Origin of the sequence: Pseudogemmobacter blasticus, from assembly GCF_003071405.1 — a bacterium.
Taxonomy (GTDB): domain Bacteria; phylum Pseudomonadota; class Alphaproteobacteria; order Rhodobacterales; family Rhodobacteraceae; genus Pseudogemmobacter; species Pseudogemmobacter blasticus.
Map to the genome: position 1 here is coordinate 1,481,322 of NZ_CP020470.1, position 18,705 is coordinate 1,500,026.

Sequence of the window (18,705 nt, forward strand, 5' to 3'; positions counted from 1 at the left end):
AGGGCCGCCCCTCCGCATCCCTTACCCATACACCGTCGCCCAACGGGAAATCAGTTGTCCCTGCAGGCGGCGCGACCGGGTGGTCCAAGCTTTCACGCCGGGCGGGTCTTCGCGCTTGGCCACGGGCACCGCATCGCGGCGGTCGGGGTCGCCGGTGAAGATGGCGAACACCATCTCACGGCCGCCCGGCGGAATGATATGGCCCGCCAGCCCCGAGACAAAGTTCAGCGTGCCCGACTTGGCCACCACCTTCACCGGATGGCCCTTGATCACCTTGCCCTTGTCGTCCTTCATGCCCACGTCGCGCAGGATCGGCCGCAGGCCACGGCCTTGCGCATGGTCGGCCAGCAGCACCTTGACCATGTCCGCCGCGCTGATCCGCGACGCGCCGCCCAGACCGGAATGGTCCACGAACCGCGCCCCGATGCCGAAACTGGCGCGCGCCCAGTCGGTCATCGCGGCCCCTGATGTGGCCAGATCGGCCTTGCCGCTGGCGCTCAGCCCGGAACATTCGGCCGTGAGGTTGGTCGAGAATTTCAGCATCGCCCGCAGAACCTCGGGCAAGTCCTCGCTCTCGACGCGCCCCAGCTCGATACCGCCGGGCAGGGCCGGCACGGCAACCGGCGAGGGCAGCTTGATGCCTTGCGCGCGGGCCAGCGTGCGGAACACCTCGGCCGCATAAAGCCCCGGCAGGCGCACCGGCAACCAGCGGCTGCCCCCCTTGCCCAGGGCGGTCGAGGCAACCGTCCAGTCCTCATGATCCGGGCCCCGGTCATAGGTGAAGATCGGCGTCTCGCGCCGGGCCACTGACATCCGGGTCATTTCGACCAGCGGCAGGAACCGCTCGCCGCGCGCATCCATCTGCACCGACCAGCCGTCGCCCGCACGCTTCCATTCAAAGTTCACCCGGTTGAAATTCAGGCACAGGCCCGAAATCGCCGGGTTGTAGCCAACCTGCACCGGCTGATCCCCGGCCACCTGCTCCAGTTGCGGCAGCGCGCCTTCCCAACGCAGGAAGCCGCCGGTCACGCCGCGCAGCCCCTGCCCCGCCAGCCGCTTCACCAGATCGCCAAGCTGATCCGTCTGCAAGGTGGAATCCCCGCCGCCCGCCAGCACCAGATCGCCCTGCACAATGCCGTTCTGCACCGGCCCGGTCGCCAGCACCCGCGTTGCAAAGCGGTGGCCACGGCCCAGCTTCTCCAGCGCGTAAAGCGAGGTCACCGCCTTGGCGACCGAGGCCGGCGGCAGCATCGCCTCGGGCTCGCGGGCCTCAAGCACGGCACCCGTTTCGGCATCGGCCACGACATAGCCGACCGTCCCGCCCAGATCGGCCGCCTTGACCAGCGCGCCGGCATCGACAACCGCAGGCGTTGCCGCAGCTGCCGCCGGAGCCCCGCCCCGCGCCACCGGGCGCGGCGAACGGTCCATTCCTTCAGCCCAGGCCGGCAGGGCTGTGCCCACCAGCAGCCCCGCCAACATTCCGCGTCGCGTAATCACAGCGATTCTCCTGAAACTCACCGGCCCGGAATACCCGATCCGGCCGCCGGCGTCAGTCCGGGATCGCCCACCCGAAGCCCGGCCCGGGTGTCAGCGCCGCCAGCCCCCGCGCGCCCGGATCTCGGTGGACGAGGCGTCATTCATCGGCAGGTTCACGAAAACCCAGGCCGGCGCGCGGCACTTGGCCAGGTTCTCGCCACGGCCCACGCGGTTGCCCCGGTAGATCTGCGCCGCCACCGACAGCCGCGCCTTCAGCCCCGATCCGGGCCGCGCCAGCACACCCACCGGCACCCGCTCCATGATCTCGCGCCAGCGGCCCCATTTGTGGAACTGCACAAGATTGTCGGCCCCCATCAGCCAGACAAAGGCCACGCCCGGATAGATTTCCTGCAGGCGCTTCACCGTATCGGCCGTGTAGACCGTGCCCAACCGCGCCTCGAGATCGGTCACCTCGACCCGCGGGTCGCGCATCAGCGCCCGCGCCCGCGCCAGCCGCGCCGCCATTGGCGCCGGCTGGCGGGCCTTCAGCGGGTTGCCGGGGCTGACCAGCCACCAGACCCGGTCCAGCCCCATCCGCTTCAGCGCCTCGCGGGTGATCATCACATGCCCCTCATGCGCGGGATCGAACGACCCGCCCAGCAGGCCGACCACCATCCCCCGCCGCGCCACCGGAAACCCCGCCCGCATCGCTACGCCCTTCGTTGCCCTTCCCGCAGTTTGCCGCTATCTCACCTTGGTCCGCCGGAAAAGGAAGAACGACCATGGCCAGCTATCAATACGTCTATCATATGGATGGCGTCTCCAAGACCTATCCGGGCGGCAAGAAAGTGTTCGAGAACATCCGCCTGAACTTCCTGCCGGGGGTCAAGATCGGCGTGGTCGGCGTCAACGGCGCGGGGAAATCCACCCTGCTGCGCGTGATGGCCGGCTGGGACAAGGATTTCCAAGGCGAAGCCTGGGCCGCCAAGGGCGCCACCGTCGGCTATCTGCCGCAGGAACCCAAGCTGGAAGAAAACCTGACCGTCCGTGAAAACGTCAATCTTGGTGTGGCGGCCAAGCAGGCCAAGCTGGATCGCTACAACGAACTGGCGATGAACTATTCCGACGACACCGCCGAGGAAATGGCCCGCCTTCAGGACGAGATTGATGCCGAGAACCTCTGGGATCTCGACAGCCGCGTCGACATCGCGATGGAGGCGCTGCGCTGCCCGCCCGACGATGCCAATGTCGGCACCCTTTCGGGCGGTGAACGCCGCCGCGTCGCGCTGTGCAAGCTCTTGCTGGAAGAGCCGGACATGCTGCTTCTGGACGAACCGACCAACCACCTGGATGCCGAAACCATCGCCTGGCTGCAAAAGCACCTGATCGACTACAAGGGCACCATCCTGACCGTCACCCACGACCGCTATTTCCTGGATGACATCACCACCTGGATTCTGGAACTGGAACGCGGCCGCGGCATTCCGCATGAGGGCAACTATTCCTCGTGGCTGGATGCCAAGGCCAAGCGGCTGGCGCAGGAGGCCCGCGAAGACAAGGCCAAGCAGAAGGTTCTTGAAAAGGAACTGGAATGGATTCGCGCCGGCGCCAAGGCGCGTCAGGCCAAATCCAAGGCCCGGATCAGCGCCTATGAAAAGATGGCCGATGAATCCGTCAAGGAACTGGTCGGCCGCGCCCAGATCATCATCCCGCACGGGCCCCGCCTCGGCTCCAAGGTCATCGAGTTCGAGAATGTCTCGAAGGCCATGGGCGACAAGCTGCTGATCGACAACCTGTCGTTCATGCTGCCCCCCGGCGGCATCATCGGTGTGATCGGCCCCAACGGCGCCGGAAAATCCACCCTGATGAAGATGATCACCGGGCAGGAACAGCCCGACAGCGGCACCATCACCCTAGGCGACACCGTGCAACTGTCCTACGTCGACCAGTCGCGCGACAGCCTTGATCCGAACAAGAACGTCTGGGAGGAAATCTCCGACGGGCTTGACATCGTGGTGCTTGGCGATGCCGAGGTGAACAGCCGCGCCTATTGCTCGTCCTTCAACTTCAAGGGGTCCGACCAGCAAAAGAAGGTAGGCATCCTGTCAGGCGGGGAACGCAACCGCGTCCACATGGCCAAGCTCCTGAAATCCGGCGGCAACGTGCTGCTGCTGGACGAACCGACCAACGACCTTGACGTGGAAACCCTGCAGGCCCTGGAAGCCGCCATCGAGGAATTTGCCGGCTGCGCCGTGATCATCAGCCACGACCGCTTCTTCCTTGACCGCCTCTGCACCCATATCCTTGCCTTTGAGGGCGACGCGAAGGTTGAGTTCTTCGAGGGCAACTTCGACGCCTACGAACAGGACAAGATCCGCCGCCTTGGCCCGGATTCGGTGGAACCGAAGCGGGTGAAATACAAGAAGTTCACGCGCTAAGGTCCAGCCTGCGACGGCTGGCCCCGATCCTGTCGGGGCCAGCCGCCGGCGCGGTGTCAAAGCACCAGACGGGCCGGCTTGCCCCCGTGACGCCGGGAGAAGAAGATCACATTCTCTTGCCGCGCAGGCGCGCGGTAGCGCGCCCCTTCCACCGACGGGTCTTGGGAAGACAGCGCGGCGGTCCCGCGAAAACCAAGGGCAGCCAGACGACCGGCACGGGCTTTTTCAGCAAGATCAGTCATTTCCGTCTCCTTGAGCAGAATATCTCCGGGTTTTCTGGTTTTCGACTTTCACCGGGTGGAACAGGGGCATACGGCGCAGGTTGGCCCCGAGCGGGGATGGTTCCGCTGCCAAAATTGGTAAATCCGCGGCATATTTTTGTCAACTTCAGGTTGTGTCGCGCGACAACAAGACACGGTTAAGCAATTTCAGCTCATCAATCCCACCGCCAAGACGGTATTTCGCGCATAACTGGAAACAGGTGCGCCACAATTCCCGGCCTTTCGCACGCCGTTTCCGGGCGGCAGGGCAGAATCAAGCCGGCTTTCCCAGTCAGAGCGCAAGCGAGGCGTCGGCGGATCTCCTCCGATTGCACGGCAGATTCGGAATTCCCGTTTCAGCAGAATACCGCCAGTCCCGATGGCCCTGTTCTTGCCGGGCCGGGATCAGACCACACATCCTGAGGCACGGGATTTCCCCGAACATGGAAAGGAGACGGCCATGAAAGGCATTCTCGCCTGGGTGATCGGTATTCCCATCCCCATCATCATCATCCTCTATCTGACCGATGTCTTCTGACCCTGCCCCATGAAGGGGGGCCGCGCCATGGCGCGGCCCCCATATCTTGGCAAGGCGGCCCCTCCTGCCCGCAACCGGCTGAAATCGTTTGTGCAATAACATGGGAAGGGCCGGTTCGCCCCGGATCGCCAAGCTCCCGCAATGGCGGAAATACTTGCATTTTGGTCGCCTTTGCCGCATATGCAGGGGGCGACGTTATCTCTCTCGATCTGTCTCGGGCCTATGGCCGCAGCTATCGACTACAGCTGACTGCGCCAGGCCGCCGCACTCCCGCGGGCGGCACTTCGGAAGGAGTTTCACGATGGCCAAGGGCACCGTGAAGTGGTTCAATGAAACCAAGGGCTACGGCTTCATTGCCCCGGAAGGCGGTAAGAAGGACGTGTTCGTTCACATCACCGCGCTGGAACGCGCCGGCATTCGCAGCCTGAAGGACGGCCAGGCCGTGACCTTCGATATCGAAGCCGGTCGTGACGGCCGCGAATCCGCCACCAACCTGTCGATCGCCTGATCAGCCGGAACAGCGGTTTCCAGACAAGGCGGGTCCGTGTGACCCGCCTTTTTTCATGTGCCGCAGTTGCCAGAATCGCGCGCCCCCGCGCAGACTGCGGGCATGACCCAGCCCGATTACACCCGCCTCATCGACGCGCCCACCTGGGCCTTCATCCGCGCGACCGAGGCCGCCTATCCCCCCGACACCGCCACCCTGTCCATCGCCGACCAGCGCGCGATCTATGACAGGATGTGCCGCGCCTTCTTTCGCGGCTATCCGCCGGGCGTGACCGCCACGGACGAGGTGATCGCCGGCGTTCCCTGCCGCCGTTACCCCGGCACCGGGCCGGTGGTGATTTACGCCCATGGCGGGGGGTATGTGGTGGGCGGGCTGCACAGCCATGATGACGTCTGCGCCGAGATCCGCGCCGAAACCGGGCTGACGGTGATCAGCGTCGATTACCGTCTGTCGCCCGAACACCGCCACCCCGCCGCGCTGGAGGATGTGCTGGCCGTGATCCGCGCCACGCCCGGGCCACTGCTGCTGGCGGGTGACAGCGCGGGGGGCAATCTGGTGGCTGCCGCCGCGCATGTGCTGCGCGAGGCGCGGCTTCTGGGGCAGGTGCTGGTCTATCCCGGCCTTGGGGGAGACCGCAGCAAAGGCAGCTATCGCACCCACGCGAACGCCCCGATGCTGACCGCCGCCGATCTGGAGTTCTACGCCGGAATCCGTCACGGCGGCACCGCGCCACCACCGGGCGATCCGACCGTTTCCCCCTTGCAGGACAAGGACTTCACCCGCCTGCCCATGACATTGGCCATCGGCGCCGAATGTGACCCGCTGCATGACGATGCCGCCGCCTATGCCACGGCGATCACCGCCGCCGGGGGCCGTGCCCATGCGGTGACGGCGCCCGGTCTTGTCCATGGCTATCTGCGGGCGCGGGCCACGGTTCCCCGCGCCGCCGAGAGCTTTGCCCTGATCACCGCCACCCTTGCCAGCTTTGCCCGTGGCGACTGGCCTTTCGGAGACCGCCCATGAACGCCCCTGCCAACATCACCCATTGGGCCCAGCGTGTGGACATGGCCGCCGCCTTCCGCTGGACGGCGCGGCTGGACATGCATGAAGCGGTGGCGAACCATTTTTCGCTGGCGGTAAACCCCTCGGGCAGCCGGTTCCTGATCAACCCGAACGGCCGGCATTTCAGCCGGATCACCGCCTCGTCGCTGATCGAGATCGACGCCGACGATCCGGCCAGCATGACCCGCCCCGATGCGCCCGATCCCACCGCCTGGGGCCTGCATGGCGCGATCCACCGCGCCCTGCCCCATGCGGCCTGCGTGATGCATGTCCATTCGATCCATGCAACCGTGCTGGCCAGTCTGGCCGACAGCCGGTTGCCGGCGATTGACCAGAACACCGCCATGTTCTTTGGCCGGCATGTGGTGGACGACGCCTATGGCGGCATGGCGTTCGAGGCCGAGGGCGCGCGATGTGCAGGCCTGCTGGCCGACCCGAAGATCACCACGCTGATCATGGGCAACCATGGTGTTCTGGTGATTGGCCGCACGGTGGCCGAAACGTTCAACCGGCTCTATTACCTTGAACGCGCAGCAGAAACCTACATCCGCGCCTTGCAGACGGGGCGGCCGTTGCGGGTTCTGCCGGACGAGGTTGCCGAAAAGACAGCCCGCGAATGGGAAGACTACCCCGGCTTTGCCGAGGCGCATCTGCGCGAGATCCGGGCCATTCTGGACGCGGAAGATCCCGGTTACGCGGGCTGAGGCGGCCTAGGCCGACAGGAAGGGGCGGGCCTTCATGCCGGCGGGCACCGGAACGCCCATCCGTGTCAGGATCGAGGGGGCAAGGGCCAGTTGATCCAGCACCTCATCCCCCGGCGGAAGGGGGGAGGAGCCGAAGTAGTAGAAGGCGAAATCGCGCTGTGCTTCGCCGGTTCCGCCGTGGTGGCCGCGGGAATCCTGCCCGTGGTCGGCGGTGACGATTACCTCAAAACCCTTGTCTCTCCAACGGCTTATGAAGGGGGCAAGGGTGGCGTCCATGGCGAAGCAGGCGTGGTCCATTTCTTCGCAGTCGTGGAAGAAGCGGTGGCCCATGCTGTCCAGCGTGCAGGTGTGCAGAATGCCGTAGTCGATGCCCTTCACCTCGGCCAGACGGGTGAGGGTTCCGAACAGGTCGTAATCGGCCGGCGTCATCTGGTTGGCGTGGCCATAGCCCTTCATGGTGTGGAACCGGCCATGGGTGATGGGGCCGCCGGGTTCGTCATACTCAATGTCGCGCACCACATCGAAGGGCGCGCGGTTGAAAAACTCCGACCAATATGAATGGGTTACGGCCCCGGTCTTCTTGCCCGCCCGCGTCAGTTCGGAAAACACGTCGGGCATTTCCAGCCGCCTTATGTCGGCGTTGTCCCAGATCCGGTGCACCTGCGGCGGCACGCCGGTGTGGATCGAGGCATAGCAACTGGCCGAGGTCGAGGGCAGCACGGCGCGCATCCGGCGGACCCGCGCTTCGCCGCTTTCGACCCAGCCTTCCAGATTGCCGAACAGCCGGCGCCAGTTCGCGTAAGGCACCCCGTCAAGGATGATGAGCAGGAGTTTCGTCATGTCTGCGTTCCGTCTGCCTTGGGTATGTCCGGCGTATGGCAAAGGGTCATACCTAGTTTCCGGCACTTTCCATCTTGCGATGCGCGATCACCTGCTCAAGCCAGCCCACTTCCATCTCGGGAACAGAGGACAGGAGGAGGTCGGTGTAGTCGTCGAAGGGCGGGGCCAGCACATCGGATTTCTGGCCGTAGCGGACGACCTGTCCCTTGTACATGACCGCGATCTTGTCGGCGATGGCGCGGACCGTGGCGAGATCATGGGTGATGAAAAGATAGGCCACATGTTCGATGGCCTGAAGGTTCAGCAGCAGCTTGAGGATGCCATCGGCCACCAGCGGATCAAGCGCCGAAGTCACCTCGTCGCAGATGATCAGCTTGGGCTTGGCGGCCAGCGCGCGGGCGATGCAGACACGCTGTTTCTGCCCGCCCGACAGTTCGGCGGGGTAGCGGTCTGCAAAACCCTTGCCCATCTCGATCTCGTCCAGAAGTTCCTGCACGCGGCGGTCGCGGGCGGCGCCCTTCAGGCCGAAGTAGAATTCAAGCGGCCGGCCGATGATGGTGCCCACGGTCTGCCGGGGGTTCATCGCGGTATCGGCCATCTGGTAGATCATCTGGATTTCGCGCAGGTCATCCTTGCTGCGCCCGGCCAGATCGGGCGAGAGTTCGCGCCCGTCAAAGGTGATGCGCCCCGAAGACGGCGGCAGCAGCCCGGTGATGGCACGGGCCAGCGTCGATTTCCCCGAACCGCTTTCGCCCACCACGGCCAGCGTCTGGCCCTTGGGCAGTTCGACCGAGACCCGTTTCAGCACGTCGAAATGCGTGCCGCGATAGCGCGCGGTCAGCCCTTCGATCCGCAGCACCGGGGGCGCGGGCGGCTTTTCGGCATGTTCCAGACTGCGGACCGAGACCAGCGCGCGGGTATAGTCCTGCCGGGGTTCCTTGATGATCTGCGCCGTTTCGCCCAGTTCGACCATGCGGCCATGGAGCAGCACCATGATCTCATCCGCCACCTGCGCCACCACGGCAAGATCGTGGGTGATATAGAGCGCGGCAACCTGCGTGTCGCGGATGGCTTCCTTGATGGCGGCCAGCACGTCGATCTGCGTGGTCACATCCAGCGCGGTGGTGGGTTCGTCGAAGATCACCAGATCGGGTTTGGGGCACAGCGCCATGGCCGTCATCGCGCGCTGCAACTGCCCGCCCGACACCTGATGCGGATAGCGGTTGCCGAAGGTTTCGGGGTTGGGCAGGCCCAGCTTGCGGAACAGAAGGACCGCCCGCGCCTCGGCCTCGGGGCGCGTCATCACGCCATGGGCGATGCTGGTTTCGATCACCTGTTCCATCAGCCGCTTGGCCGGGTTGAACGAGGCCGCCGCGGATTGCGAGACATAGGTCACCTCGCGCCCTCGCAGGCTGCGCAGCGCCGCGGGGCTGGCCAGCCGGATTTCCCGGCCGTTCAGGGTGATGGTGCCGCCGGTCAGCCGCACCCCGCCCCGGCCATAGGCCATGGCCGACAGGCCGATGGTGGATTTGCCGGCGCCGGATTCGCCGATCAGCCCCAGCACGCGGCCGCGTTGCAGCGTGAGGTCTACCCCGTGGACCAGCGTCACCTCTTTCGGGGGTTCGCCGGGCGGATAGCTGGTGGCCTGGATCACAAGGCCGCGGATTGCCAGAAGCGTGTTGTCAGCCACCGCGGCCTCCTTTCAGGCTGGAGGTGCGGGTCAGCACCCAGTCGGCCACCAGATTGACGCTGATCGCCAGCGCGGCAATGGCGGCGGCGGGCATCAGCGCGGCGGCCTTGCCGTAGATCAGGCCATCCTTGTTTTCCTTGACCATGCCGCCCCAGTCGGTCAGCGGCGGCTGGATGCCGAGGCCCAGGAAAGACAGGGTAGAAATGAACAGCACCGCAAAGATGAAGCGCAGCCCGAACTCCGCCACCAGCGGCGACAGGGCATTGGGCAGGATTTCGCGGAAGATCACCCAGGACTGACCTTCGCCGCGCAGCTTGGCGGCTTCGACGTAATCCATCACGGCGATGTCGACCGCCACCGCGCGCGACAGGCGGAAGACGCGGGTGCTGTCCAGAACGCCGATGACAAGGATCAGCACCGTCAGGTTCAGCGGCAGCACCGAAAGCATGACCAGCGCCACGATCAGCGACGGGATTGCCATCACCAGATCGACCATGCGGCTGAGAAGCTGATCGACCAGCCCGCCCTTGACGGCGGCCAGGAAGCCCAGGAACGCGCCCAGCGAGAAGGCCAGGATCGACGAGGCCAGCGCCACGAAGATGGTGACCTGACCGCCGTAGATCAGCCGCGAAAGGATGTCGCGGCCGATGGTATCGGTGCCCAGCCAGTATTTCGCGGACGGGCCTTCCCAGACCCCGCCGACCGCCAGGTCGATGGGATAGGGCGCGATCCAGCGGGCGAAGATCGCGGTGAACAGGAACAGGCCGGTCAGCGACAGGCCCAGCAGGGCAGAGAACGGCACCCTCATTTCGGATGCCTCAGACGCGGGTTGCTGATGATGCCGATGACATCGGCCAGCATGTTCAGGGTGATGTAGACGGCGGCGAAGATCAGGCCCACGGCCTGCACCACCGGCAGGTCGCGCCTGGAAACGTGGTCCACCAGATATTGCCCCAATGCGTTGTAGCTGAACACCACCTCGACCACGACAACCCCCACCACCAGATAGGCCATGTTCAGCATGACGACCGCGACGACCGGCGCGATGGCATTGGGGAAGGCGTGGCGCCAGATCACCGTCATCGGTGACAGGCCCTTCAGCTCGGCCGTTTCGATATAGGCCGATTGCATGACGTTCAGGATGGCGGCGCGGGTCATCCGCATCATGTGGGCCAGCACGACCACCACCAGCACGATGACCGGCAGCGCCACCGCCTGCAGCTTGGCCCAGAAGCCCATGCCGGGAAAGACCATGGCGACGGGCTGGAACACCGGAAAGACCTGGGTCAGCAAGTAGATCACGAAATAGGCCGCCACGAATTCGGGCAGGCTGATCGTGGTCAGGGTGACGCCCGAGATCAGCTTGTCGGGCCAGCGCCCGGCATAGCGGGCGGCGATCAGGCCCAGGATGATGGCCAGCGGCACCGAGATGGCCGCGGCGCAGCCCGCCAGGAACAGCGTGTTGCCCAGCCGCTGCCCGATCGAGGTGGCGATGTCGGCGCCATTGGTCAGCGCCGTGCCAAGATCGCCGGTCAGGACACCGCCCAGCCAGCGGAAATAACGGGTGATGGCGGGGTCATTCAGGCCCAGCTTTTCGCGCAGGTTGGCCAGCGCCTCGGGCGTGGCCTGCTGCCCCAGGATCGCCTGTGCGGTATCGCCCGGAAGCGCCTCGACGCCCAGGAAGATGACCGCCGACACGGCGAGGAGCAGGAGGAGGCCCAGCGCGATGCGCTGGACCACCAGAACAAGAACGGGATGCACCGGCTTCGGGCCTTATGCCAGCCAGCAGCGGACCTGGGCCCGCCCGTTCATCAACTCGCCGTTCGGATCGTCGGCCCAGCCGGCGATGGCATCGCTGACGCCCGACACGAAGTCGTTGAACATCGGCAGGATCAGGCCGCCTTCGTCGCGCAGGATATGGGCCATTTCCGAATACATGCCCTTGCGCTTGGCCGCGTCCAGTTCGCCCCGGGCGGCCAGCAGCAGTTCGTCGAACCGGGCGTTCTTGAACTTGGTGTCGTTCCATTCCGCGGTGGAGAGATAGGCGGTGGAATACATCTGGTCCTGCACGGGGCGGCCGCCCCAGTAGCTGGCGCAGAAGGGTTCCACGTTCCAGACGTTCGACCAGTAGCCGTCATCGGGTTCCAGCTTGACCGAGAGCGGGATGCCGGCGGCATTGGCGCTGGCGGCAAAGAGGTTGGCCGCATCGACCGCCCCCGGGAAGGCGCCCGGCGCGGTGCGCAGCACGATCGGGCTGCCGTCATGGCCGGACTTCTTGTAATGCTCTGCCGCCTTGGCCGCATCGTATTCGCGCTGCTCGATGCTGTCGTCGAACAGCGGATAGGCCGCGTTGATCGGGAAATCGTTGCCCCGGCTGCCCAGGCCGCCCAGGATCTTGTCCACCATTTCCTGACGGTTGATCGAATATTTCAGCGCCATCCGCAGATCGTTGTTGTCGAAGGGCGGCTTGTCGACGTGCATGATGAAGACATAATGCCCGCGCCCGGCAACCGACTTGATCTGGATGCCCGGCGCGCCTTTCAGCAGTTCGACGATCTTCGGATCGACCCGGTTCATCATGTGGATCTGGCCCGATTGCAGCGCCGCGGTGCGGGCGGTGTTGTCGTTGATGACCAGGATTTCCACCTCATCGGCATGGCCGATGCTGCTGTCGAAATAGTTGGCGTGCTTGGCGAAGGTGTGCCGCACGCCCGGCTCGTTCACCACCACCTTGTAGGGGCCGGCGCCAATGCCGGCGGCCGGATTGTCCACGCCGCCGCCGGGCTGGATGATCAGGTGATAGTCGGCCATCAGATAGGGCAGGTCGGCGCTGGCGGCCGACAGCTTGAGGGTGACCATGTCGCCCTCGGCCTTCATCTCGCTGATGCCCTGCACGATGCCCAGCGCGCCCGATTGCGACTTCTCGTCGGTGTGGCGCTTGAGCGTGGCCACCACATCTTCGGCGGTGACGGTCTTGCCGTCATGGAATTCGACGCCGGCGCGGATCTTGAACTTCCACTCGGTCGCGTCGGCATTGCTGCTGACCTCTTCCGCGATGCGGTGGTCGATCGACCCGTCGGGGTTCACGTCCACCAGCATTTCGCCCCAGGTCATGTTCACCTGGAACGGCACTTCCGAAGCGGCCAGCGCCGGGTCAAGCGAGTTGGTCGATTCGCCGCCCTGCATACCGACGCGGATCACGCCGCCCTTCTTGGGTTCCTGCGCCATCGCGGTCTTGCTGAACAGCGCCGAGGCAAGCCCCGCCGTGATGCCCATGGCCGAGGCGCGGCCGACAAATTCGCGCCGGGTCATCCGCCCGCGGCGCACCGTGTCGATCATCCGGTCAAGTTGGTCCGTCATCTTGTCTTCTCCCTGTCTGGCCCGGTTTTTTCGGGGCCTGTTTGTTTATTGCACTCACTAAACCGCGAAGGCGCTGACCGGGCAACGATTCTTGCCCGGGCCGCCGCGCAGGGCCGTCACACGAAGTGGCGAGGCACCTCCTCGTCCCATTCGCGCAGGAAAATCTGGCGGTCCGCCTCCCAGGCGGTCAGCCGGGCCTGCATCCGCAGATGGGTGGCGGTGCCGGTCATGGTGGCCTCGGCCCGCGTCTTGATGCGCCAGTCGCCGCGCGACAGCCGCTGTTCCCAGACATGCACCGCCCGGGCCGACAACGGATCGTCGGGCGCGATCTCCCAGCGTTCGGTCATCGTCTCGCCGGAACACAGGCCATGGGTCAGGTTCTCGACATCGCCGCTATCCTCTTCAACCACCAGCGCGCGGGTGCCGGAGATCAGATCCTGTTCCACGAAGCGGCGGCTTTGGCCCGGCCGCAGCACGCGGTGCTGCCAGGGCGCGGCATGTTCGGCGGGCGGCGGGGTCCATTCGCTGCGGTCGGCCCCCGGGTGCACGGGCAGCACCAGCCGCCCCGCCGTGACCGTCAGCACCCCCGCCTGCGGCGAGGGCCAGACGAAGGGCCAGTAGCTGTTCGACAGCGCCAGCCGCAGACGGTGCCCCGGCGCCAGCCGATAGCCCATCTGGTCCAGCCGGACCGTCACCTCGAACGGCTGCCCCGGCACCAGCGGCGCGGGCGCGGCCATGCCGTCGCGGTGGCAAAGGTTCAACATGCCATGGGCGATCCGCACGCTGGAACCGTCCGGCGCCACATCGCACAGCCGCGCCACGACAAAGCCCAGCGGCCGGTCCGACGACAGCCGCAGCGTCAGTTCGGCCGCGCCCAGCAGTTGCAGCGGCGCCGTCAGTTCCGGCCCGTCGAAACAGACCGACAGCGCATCGTCGCCCGCCTGATCGCCCGGCATTTCGGCGTTCAGGCCCATCGGGAAGAATTCGCCCGCTGCCAGACCCAGATGCTGCGGCGTGGTCACCTCAACAAAAAACCCGTCCGGGCTTTCATCTGTCTGCAAATATCCCACGGAGGTCCGGGGGTGTGAAACCCCCGGTGCGGCGGCGGCCAGATGCCAGACCTGCGGCGCCACGCGGGGCGACGGCCACTGGTCCTCGGCCACCCAATGCCCGGCGCGCGCTTTCGCGCTGGCATCGGGGGGTTCGGAATGAAGCACATAGGCGCGATAGGCGGGGTCGGCCTCGGCCCCGTTCGGCACGCCTTTCAGCCAGCGGTCCCACCAGCGCAGCGCGATCTGCAGGAAGCCCACCTGCGGCCCCGGCACGGCGGTATGCGGATACTGGTGGACCCAGGGTCCGACCACGCCCTTCACCGGCGCAGGCGCCCCTTCGACCAGCGCCGCCACCGTGTTCATGTAATTGTCGGCCCAGCCGCCCCAGATCATCGCCGGCACGGTGTTGCGCGACCAGTCCTCGCAGACCGAGCCATGCGCCCAATAGGCATCGCGCGCCTGATGCGCCGCCCAGCGCGGCGCAAGCCAGGGTTCGGCCTCAAGCCGGCGCAGCCAGTCTTCGCGCCAGTCGGGGCGCAGGGCCGGATCGGGCGGGCGGCTGGAAAAGGACAGCATCACCGCGCCCCAGCCGAAATTCTCGCCCAGAAGGCAGCCGCCCTTGAAATGGATGTCATCGGCAAAACGGTCGGTCGTGGCGCAGACCGAGACCACCGCCTTCAGCGCGGGCGGCTGGTTGAAGGCGGCCTGCAGGCAGTTGAAGCCGCCCCAGCTTTTGCCCATCATCCCGACGCTGCCACTGCACCAGGGCTGGCGCGACAGCCAGTCGATCACGGCCAGGGCATCGGCCATTTCCTGCGGGCTGTATTCATCGTCCATAAGACCCTGGCTGTCGCCGTTGCCGCGCATGTCGACCCGCACCGCGGCATAGCCATGGCCGGCGAACCAGGGGTGCATCATCTCGTCGCGTGGCAGGGTTCCGTCGCGCTTGCGATAGGGGATGTATTCCAGCACCGCGGGCACCGGGTTCGCGGGTGCATCCTCGGGCATCCAGACCCGGGCCGACAGGCGCGTGCCGTCGGGCAGGACGATCCCCATGTCCTCGTGTTCGACCACGCGGAACGGGAAATCGGTGCGAACAACCATCGGCAGAGTCTCCTTTGCCGCATTGGGCACGGGGCCGCACCGCCCCGGCAATCCGATTCCGCCGCATTGCCCCGCGTTTGCGACAAGCGCCCCGCAAACCCCCTTGCGCGACGCCTGCCGCAACGGCACCGATGGGCCAGCCAGCCCCGGAGGACCGCATGACCGCCCGCCCGAACATCCTGATCCTGATGGTCGACCAGTTGAACGGCACGCTGTTCCCCGATGGACCGGCGCCCTTCCTGCACGCGCCGAACCTGCGGGCGCTGGCCGGGCGTTCCGCCCGCTTCGCACATGCCTATACCGCCTCGCCGCTGTGCGCTCCGGCGCGGGCCAGCTTCATGTCGGGGCAGTTGCCGCGGCGGACGCGGGTCTATGACAACGCGGCCGAGTTCTGTTCCGACATCCCGACCTATGCCCATCACCTGCGCCGGGCGGGGTATCAGACCGCGCTGAGCGGCAAGATGCACTTCGTCGGCCCCGACCAGATGCACGGGTTCGAGCAGCGGCTGACGACCGACATCTACCCCGCCGATTTCGGCTGGACACCCGATTACCGCAAGCCGGGCGAGCGGATCGACTGGTGGTATCACAACATGGGCAGCGTGACCGGCGCCGGCGTGGCCGAGATCACCAACCAGTTGGAATATGATGATGACGTGGCCTTCCAGGCGGTGCAGAAGCTGTATGACCTGTCGCGCGGCGGCGATCCGCGGCCCTGGTGCCTGACGGTCAGCTTCACCCATCCGCATGATCCCTTCGTGGCGCGGCGGAAATACTGGGATCTGTACGAGGGCGCCCCGGAGCTGGAACCGCCCGCGGCCCTGCCCTATGACCGGCTTGATCCCCATTCGCAGCGCCTGCTGGATGCCTGCGACTGGCGGGCCTTCGACATTACCCCCGACCATATCCGCCGTGCACGGCAGGGCTATTTCGCCAATATCTCCTATGTCGATGACAAGATCGGCGAGATCCTGGCCACGCTGGAGGCGACCCGGCAGGAGGCGATCATCGTCTTCGTCTCGGACCATGGCGAAATGCTGGGCGAGCGCGGGCTGTGGTTCAAGATGAACTTCTTCGAAGGCGCGGCGCGCGTACCGCTGATGATTGCGGCGCCGGGGCTGGCGCCGGGTCGGGTCGAGGGGCCGGTCTCGACCATCGACGTGACGCCGACGCTGGCCGCGCTGGCCGGGGTGGACCTGTCCGAGGTGATGCCCTGGACCGACGGGGTGAACCTGCTGCCGGTGGCCGCCGGCCAGCCGCGCGGCCCGGTGCCAATGGAATATGCCGCCGAGGGCACGATCACCCCGATGGTGGCGCTGCGCGACGGGGCCTGGAAATACATCCGCTGCCCGGCCGACCCCGAAATGCTGTTCGACGTGGCCAATGACCCGGCCGAACGGCAGAACCTGGCCGCCGATCCGCGCGCGGCCGAGGTGCTGGCGCATTTCCGCGCGCTGGCCGACCTGCGCTGGGACATCCCCCGCTATGACGCCGAGGTGCGCGAAAGCCAGGCCCGCCGTTGGGTGGTGTATGAGGCCCTGCGCAACGGCGCCTATTTCCCCTGGGACTATCAACCCCTCCGCGCCGCCTCGGAACGCTACATGCGCAACCACATGGACCTGAACGTGCTGGAAGAGAGCAAACGCTTTCCGCGGGGGGAGTGAGGCGCCCCTAGAACGGAAACACCAGCGGCACCAGGGCGATGGTGATGACCAGCGTGATCACCACCAGCGGGGTGCCGATGCGGAGGAAATCGGTCAGGGTGTAGCTGCCCGGCCCCAGCACCAGCATGTTCACGGGTGAGGAGACCGGCATCAGGAAGGCGGCCGAGGCGGCGAGCGCGACGGTCATCGCGAAGGGATAGGGCGAGGCGCCCAGCTCGGTGGCCACGGCCAGCGCGACCGGCGCCACCAGAACCGCCGTGGCGGTGTTCGAGATGAAGAGGCCGAACAGCGCCGTCAGCACGAAGAGCGCCGCCAGCGCCACCCTTGGCCCGGCATCGCCCACCGCCGCCACCAGCACAGAGGCCGCCAGATCAACCCCGCCGGTGTTCTGCAGGGCCACGGAAAACGGCAACATGCCGACGATCACGATCAGGCTTTGCCAGTGCATCGCGCGGTAGGCGCCGGTCATGTCCACGCAGCCGAACAGGCCCAAGAGCAGGCAGCCGATCAGCGCGGCCTGCACATTGGGCACCACGCCCGTCACCATCAGCCCCACGATCAGCGCCAGCACCGCCAGCGCATGGGGCGCGCGGCGCGGCCGTTCGATCACCTCGTCCATCTCGGCGGGCAGGTTCAGCACCAGAATGTCGCGCCCGCTGCGCAGCGCACCGATGGCCTTCCACGGGCCCACGGCCAGAAGCGTGTCGCCCAGCCGCAGCGGTTCGGCCGGAACGGGGCCGGGCACCGGCTTGCTGCCATGCTTGATGCCGATCACCGCCAGCCCGTGTTCAGTGCGGAAGCGGGCGTCGGTCACGGTCTTGCCGATCAGGGCCGACCCGGGCGGGACCAGCAGTTCGACCATGCCGATGTCCTGCGAATGGTCGCTGAAATAGCGGCCCGAGATCGGCAGCGGGTGCAGGCCGAAGCGGGCGGCGAAATCCTGTCGCGCGATGCCGGGGCTGAACATGTCAAGGAACAGCACGTCGCCCGGTTCCAGCAGGGTATCGGCGGCGGGCTGGATCAGCCGGTGGCCGAAGCCGCGCCCGCGTTCGACCGCGATCACGTTGATGCCCGAGGTGGCCCGCAGGTCCAGCGCATCCAGCCGCCGGCCCGCCCAGGCCGAGCCGGGTTCGACCCGCACCCGGACTTCGCGCGCGCCAAGGCCATAGGCGGCGATCCAGTCGGCCAGATGCGGGCGGTCGGGGCCGGGGGCCGAGGTGGTGCCGCCCAGCCAACGGCGGGTGGCCACCATGACCAGCACCGCCAGCGCCAGCACCGGCAGGCCGAAGGGCGTGAAGGAAAAGAAGGAAAACCCGTCATGCCCGGCGCGGATCAGTTGCGCGTTGACCACAAGGTTGGGCGCGGTGGCGACCAGCGTCATCATTCCGCTGATCAGCGCGGCCACGGAAAGCGGCATCATCAGCCGCCGCGCCGAGGTGCCGGAACTGGCCGCCACCCGCAGCACGATGGGAATGAAGATGGCCACCACCCCGGTCGAGGACATGAACGACCCGATTCCCGCCACCAGCACCATGAGCAGCCCGATCAGCCGCGCCTCGCCCGGGCCGGCCGAGCGCACCAGAAGATCGCCCAGCCGCTGCGCGACGCCGGTGCGCACCAGCGCCTCGCCCACCACGAACAGGAGCGCGATCAGCAGCACGTTCGGATCGCTGAACCCGGCGAGCGAGTCTTCCAGGGTGATGACCCCGGTCAGCGGCAGCAGCGTCATCATGATCAGCGCCACCGCATCCATGCGCGGGCGGTTCAGCGCGAACATGAGCACGGTCGCGGACAGAAGGCAGAGGACGAGGGCAAGATCCTGGGTCAAGGGCGGTCCTTGGGCGGCTTGGGTCGGGGGGCGGCTTGGGTCAGGGGGCGGGCAACCCTAGCGGGTGCGCCGCGCGATCACAACGCCAGCGGGAAGCGGGCACGCCCCTGCGGCCATCGGCCGCCCCCGGACGATCGGGGCGGCGGGCGCCACACCCGTTGTCCCCCCGGGCACCGAAAGC

The 18,705-nt window shown here is 66.6% G+C and carries 16 protein-coding genes; 6 read left to right on the top strand and 10 right to left on the bottom strand.

Annotation, left to right across the window (positions count from 1 at the left end):
• Positions 1 to 21: 21 nt before the first annotated feature.
• Together dacB and B6K69_RS07170 are read right to left on the bottom strand one after the other, a co-directional pair.
• Positions 22 to 1,479, bottom strand: coding sequence for a D-alanyl-D-alanine carboxypeptidase/D-alanyl-D-alanine endopeptidase (dacB, locus tag B6K69_RS07165; RefSeq protein WP_108643295.1), 1,458 nt, complete (start codon positions 1,477 to 1,479; stop codon positions 22 to 24).
• A 108-nt stretch (positions 1,480 to 1,587) separates the two neighbouring features.
• Positions 1,588 to 2,184 (bottom strand): nicotinate-nucleotide adenylyltransferase, encoded by a 597-nt coding sequence (locus tag B6K69_RS07170; protein WP_107672262.1) that lies wholly within the window; start codon positions 2,182 to 2,184, stop codon positions 1,588 to 1,590.
• A gap of 74 nt (positions 2,185 to 2,258) precedes the next feature.
• Between B6K69_RS07170 and ettA the strand changes: the two genes are divergently transcribed.
• Entirely contained in the window at positions 2,259 to 3,914 is a 1,656-nt protein-coding gene (gene ettA, locus B6K69_RS07175) for an energy-dependent translational throttle protein EttA (RefSeq protein WP_107672261.1), read from the top strand.
• Between the two features lie 56 nt (positions 3,915 to 3,970).
• Here ettA and B6K69_RS07180 read toward each other — a convergent pair whose 3' ends face one another.
• On the bottom strand, positions 3,971 to 4,156 hold the full coding sequence (locus B6K69_RS07180) for a hypothetical protein (RefSeq protein WP_108643296.1): 186 nt from the start codon (positions 4,154 to 4,156) through the stop codon (positions 3,971 to 3,973).
• Positions 4,157 to 4,553: 397 nt separating this feature from the next.
• On the opposite strand from B6K69_RS07180, the gene B6K69_RS18140 reads away from it, so the two are divergent.
• The 4 genes from B6K69_RS18140 to B6K69_RS07195 all read left to right on the top strand — a co-directional run bounded on the left by B6K69_RS18140 (position 4,554) and on the right by B6K69_RS07195 (position 6,986).
• Positions 4,554 to 4,712 (top strand): hypothetical protein, encoded by a 159-nt coding sequence (locus B6K69_RS18140; RefSeq protein WP_164681842.1) that lies wholly within the window; start codon positions 4,554 to 4,556, stop codon positions 4,710 to 4,712.
• A gap of 301 nt (positions 4,713 to 5,013) precedes the next feature.
• Entirely contained in the window at positions 5,014 to 5,220 is a 207-nt protein-coding gene (locus B6K69_RS07185; protein WP_108643297.1) for a cold-shock protein, read from the top strand.
• Between the two features lie 102 nt (positions 5,221 to 5,322).
• Positions 5,323 to 6,243 carry an alpha/beta hydrolase gene (locus tag B6K69_RS07190; protein WP_108643298.1) on the top strand — a complete coding sequence of 307 codons (921 nt, stop codon included), beginning with the start codon at positions 5,323 to 5,325 and terminating at the stop codon, positions 6,241 to 6,243.
• Positions 6,240 to 6,986 carry a class II aldolase and adducin N-terminal domain-containing protein gene (locus B6K69_RS07195; protein ID WP_108643299.1) on the top strand — a complete coding sequence of 249 codons (747 nt, stop codon included), beginning with the start codon at positions 6,240 to 6,242 and terminating at the stop codon, positions 6,984 to 6,986. The genes B6K69_RS07190 and B6K69_RS07195 overlap by 4 nt, the downstream gene beginning before the upstream one ends.
• Positions 6,987 to 6,992: 6 nt before the next feature.
• Here the strand turns inward: B6K69_RS07195 and B6K69_RS07200 are convergent, their stop codons facing one another.
• The 6 genes from B6K69_RS07200 to B6K69_RS07225 all read right to left on the bottom strand — a co-directional run bounded on the left by B6K69_RS07200 (position 6,993) and on the right by B6K69_RS07225 (position 15,032).
• A complete protein-coding gene (locus tag B6K69_RS07200; protein WP_108643300.1) occupies positions 6,993 to 7,826 on the bottom strand; it encodes an alkaline phosphatase family protein in 834 nt (277 codons plus the stop codon).
• A gap of 52 nt (positions 7,827 to 7,878) precedes the next feature.
• Entirely contained in the window at positions 7,879 to 9,516 is a 1,638-nt protein-coding gene (locus B6K69_RS07205; RefSeq protein WP_108643301.1) for an ABC transporter ATP-binding protein, read from the bottom strand.
• Positions 9,509 to 10,324, bottom strand: coding sequence for an ABC transporter permease (locus B6K69_RS07210; RefSeq protein ID WP_108643302.1), 816 nt, complete (start codon positions 10,322 to 10,324; stop codon positions 9,509 to 9,511). The genes B6K69_RS07205 and B6K69_RS07210 overlap by 8 nt, the downstream gene beginning before the upstream one ends.
• Entirely contained in the window at positions 10,321 to 11,277 is a 957-nt protein-coding gene (locus B6K69_RS07215; RefSeq protein ID WP_108643303.1) for an ABC transporter permease, read from the bottom strand. The genes B6K69_RS07210 and B6K69_RS07215 overlap by 4 nt, the downstream gene beginning before the upstream one ends.
• Positions 11,278 to 11,289: 12 nt before the next feature.
• A complete protein-coding gene (locus tag B6K69_RS07220; RefSeq protein ID WP_107672253.1) occupies positions 11,290 to 12,876 on the bottom strand; it encodes an ABC transporter substrate-binding protein in 1,587 nt (528 codons plus the stop codon).
• A gap of 116 nt (positions 12,877 to 12,992) precedes the next feature.
• Complete coding sequence (locus B6K69_RS07225; RefSeq protein ID WP_108643304.1) at positions 12,993 to 15,032, bottom strand: CocE/NonD family hydrolase; 2,040 nt, start codon at positions 15,030 to 15,032, stop codon at positions 12,993 to 12,995.
• Between the two features lie 158 nt (positions 15,033 to 15,190).
• Here B6K69_RS07225 and betC point away from each other — a divergent pair, with 158 nt between their 5' ends.
• Positions 15,191 to 16,696 (top strand): choline-sulfatase, encoded by a 1,506-nt coding sequence (gene betC / locus B6K69_RS07230; RefSeq protein WP_108644826.1) that lies wholly within the window; start codon positions 15,191 to 15,193, stop codon positions 16,694 to 16,696.
• 7 nt (positions 16,697 to 16,703) lie between these two features.
• Here the strand turns inward: betC and B6K69_RS07235 are convergent, their stop codons facing one another.
• A complete protein-coding gene (locus B6K69_RS07235; protein ID WP_108643305.1) occupies positions 16,704 to 18,524 on the bottom strand; it encodes an SLC13 family permease in 1,821 nt (606 codons plus the stop codon).
• Between the last annotated feature and the right edge of the window lie 181 nt (positions 18,525 to 18,705).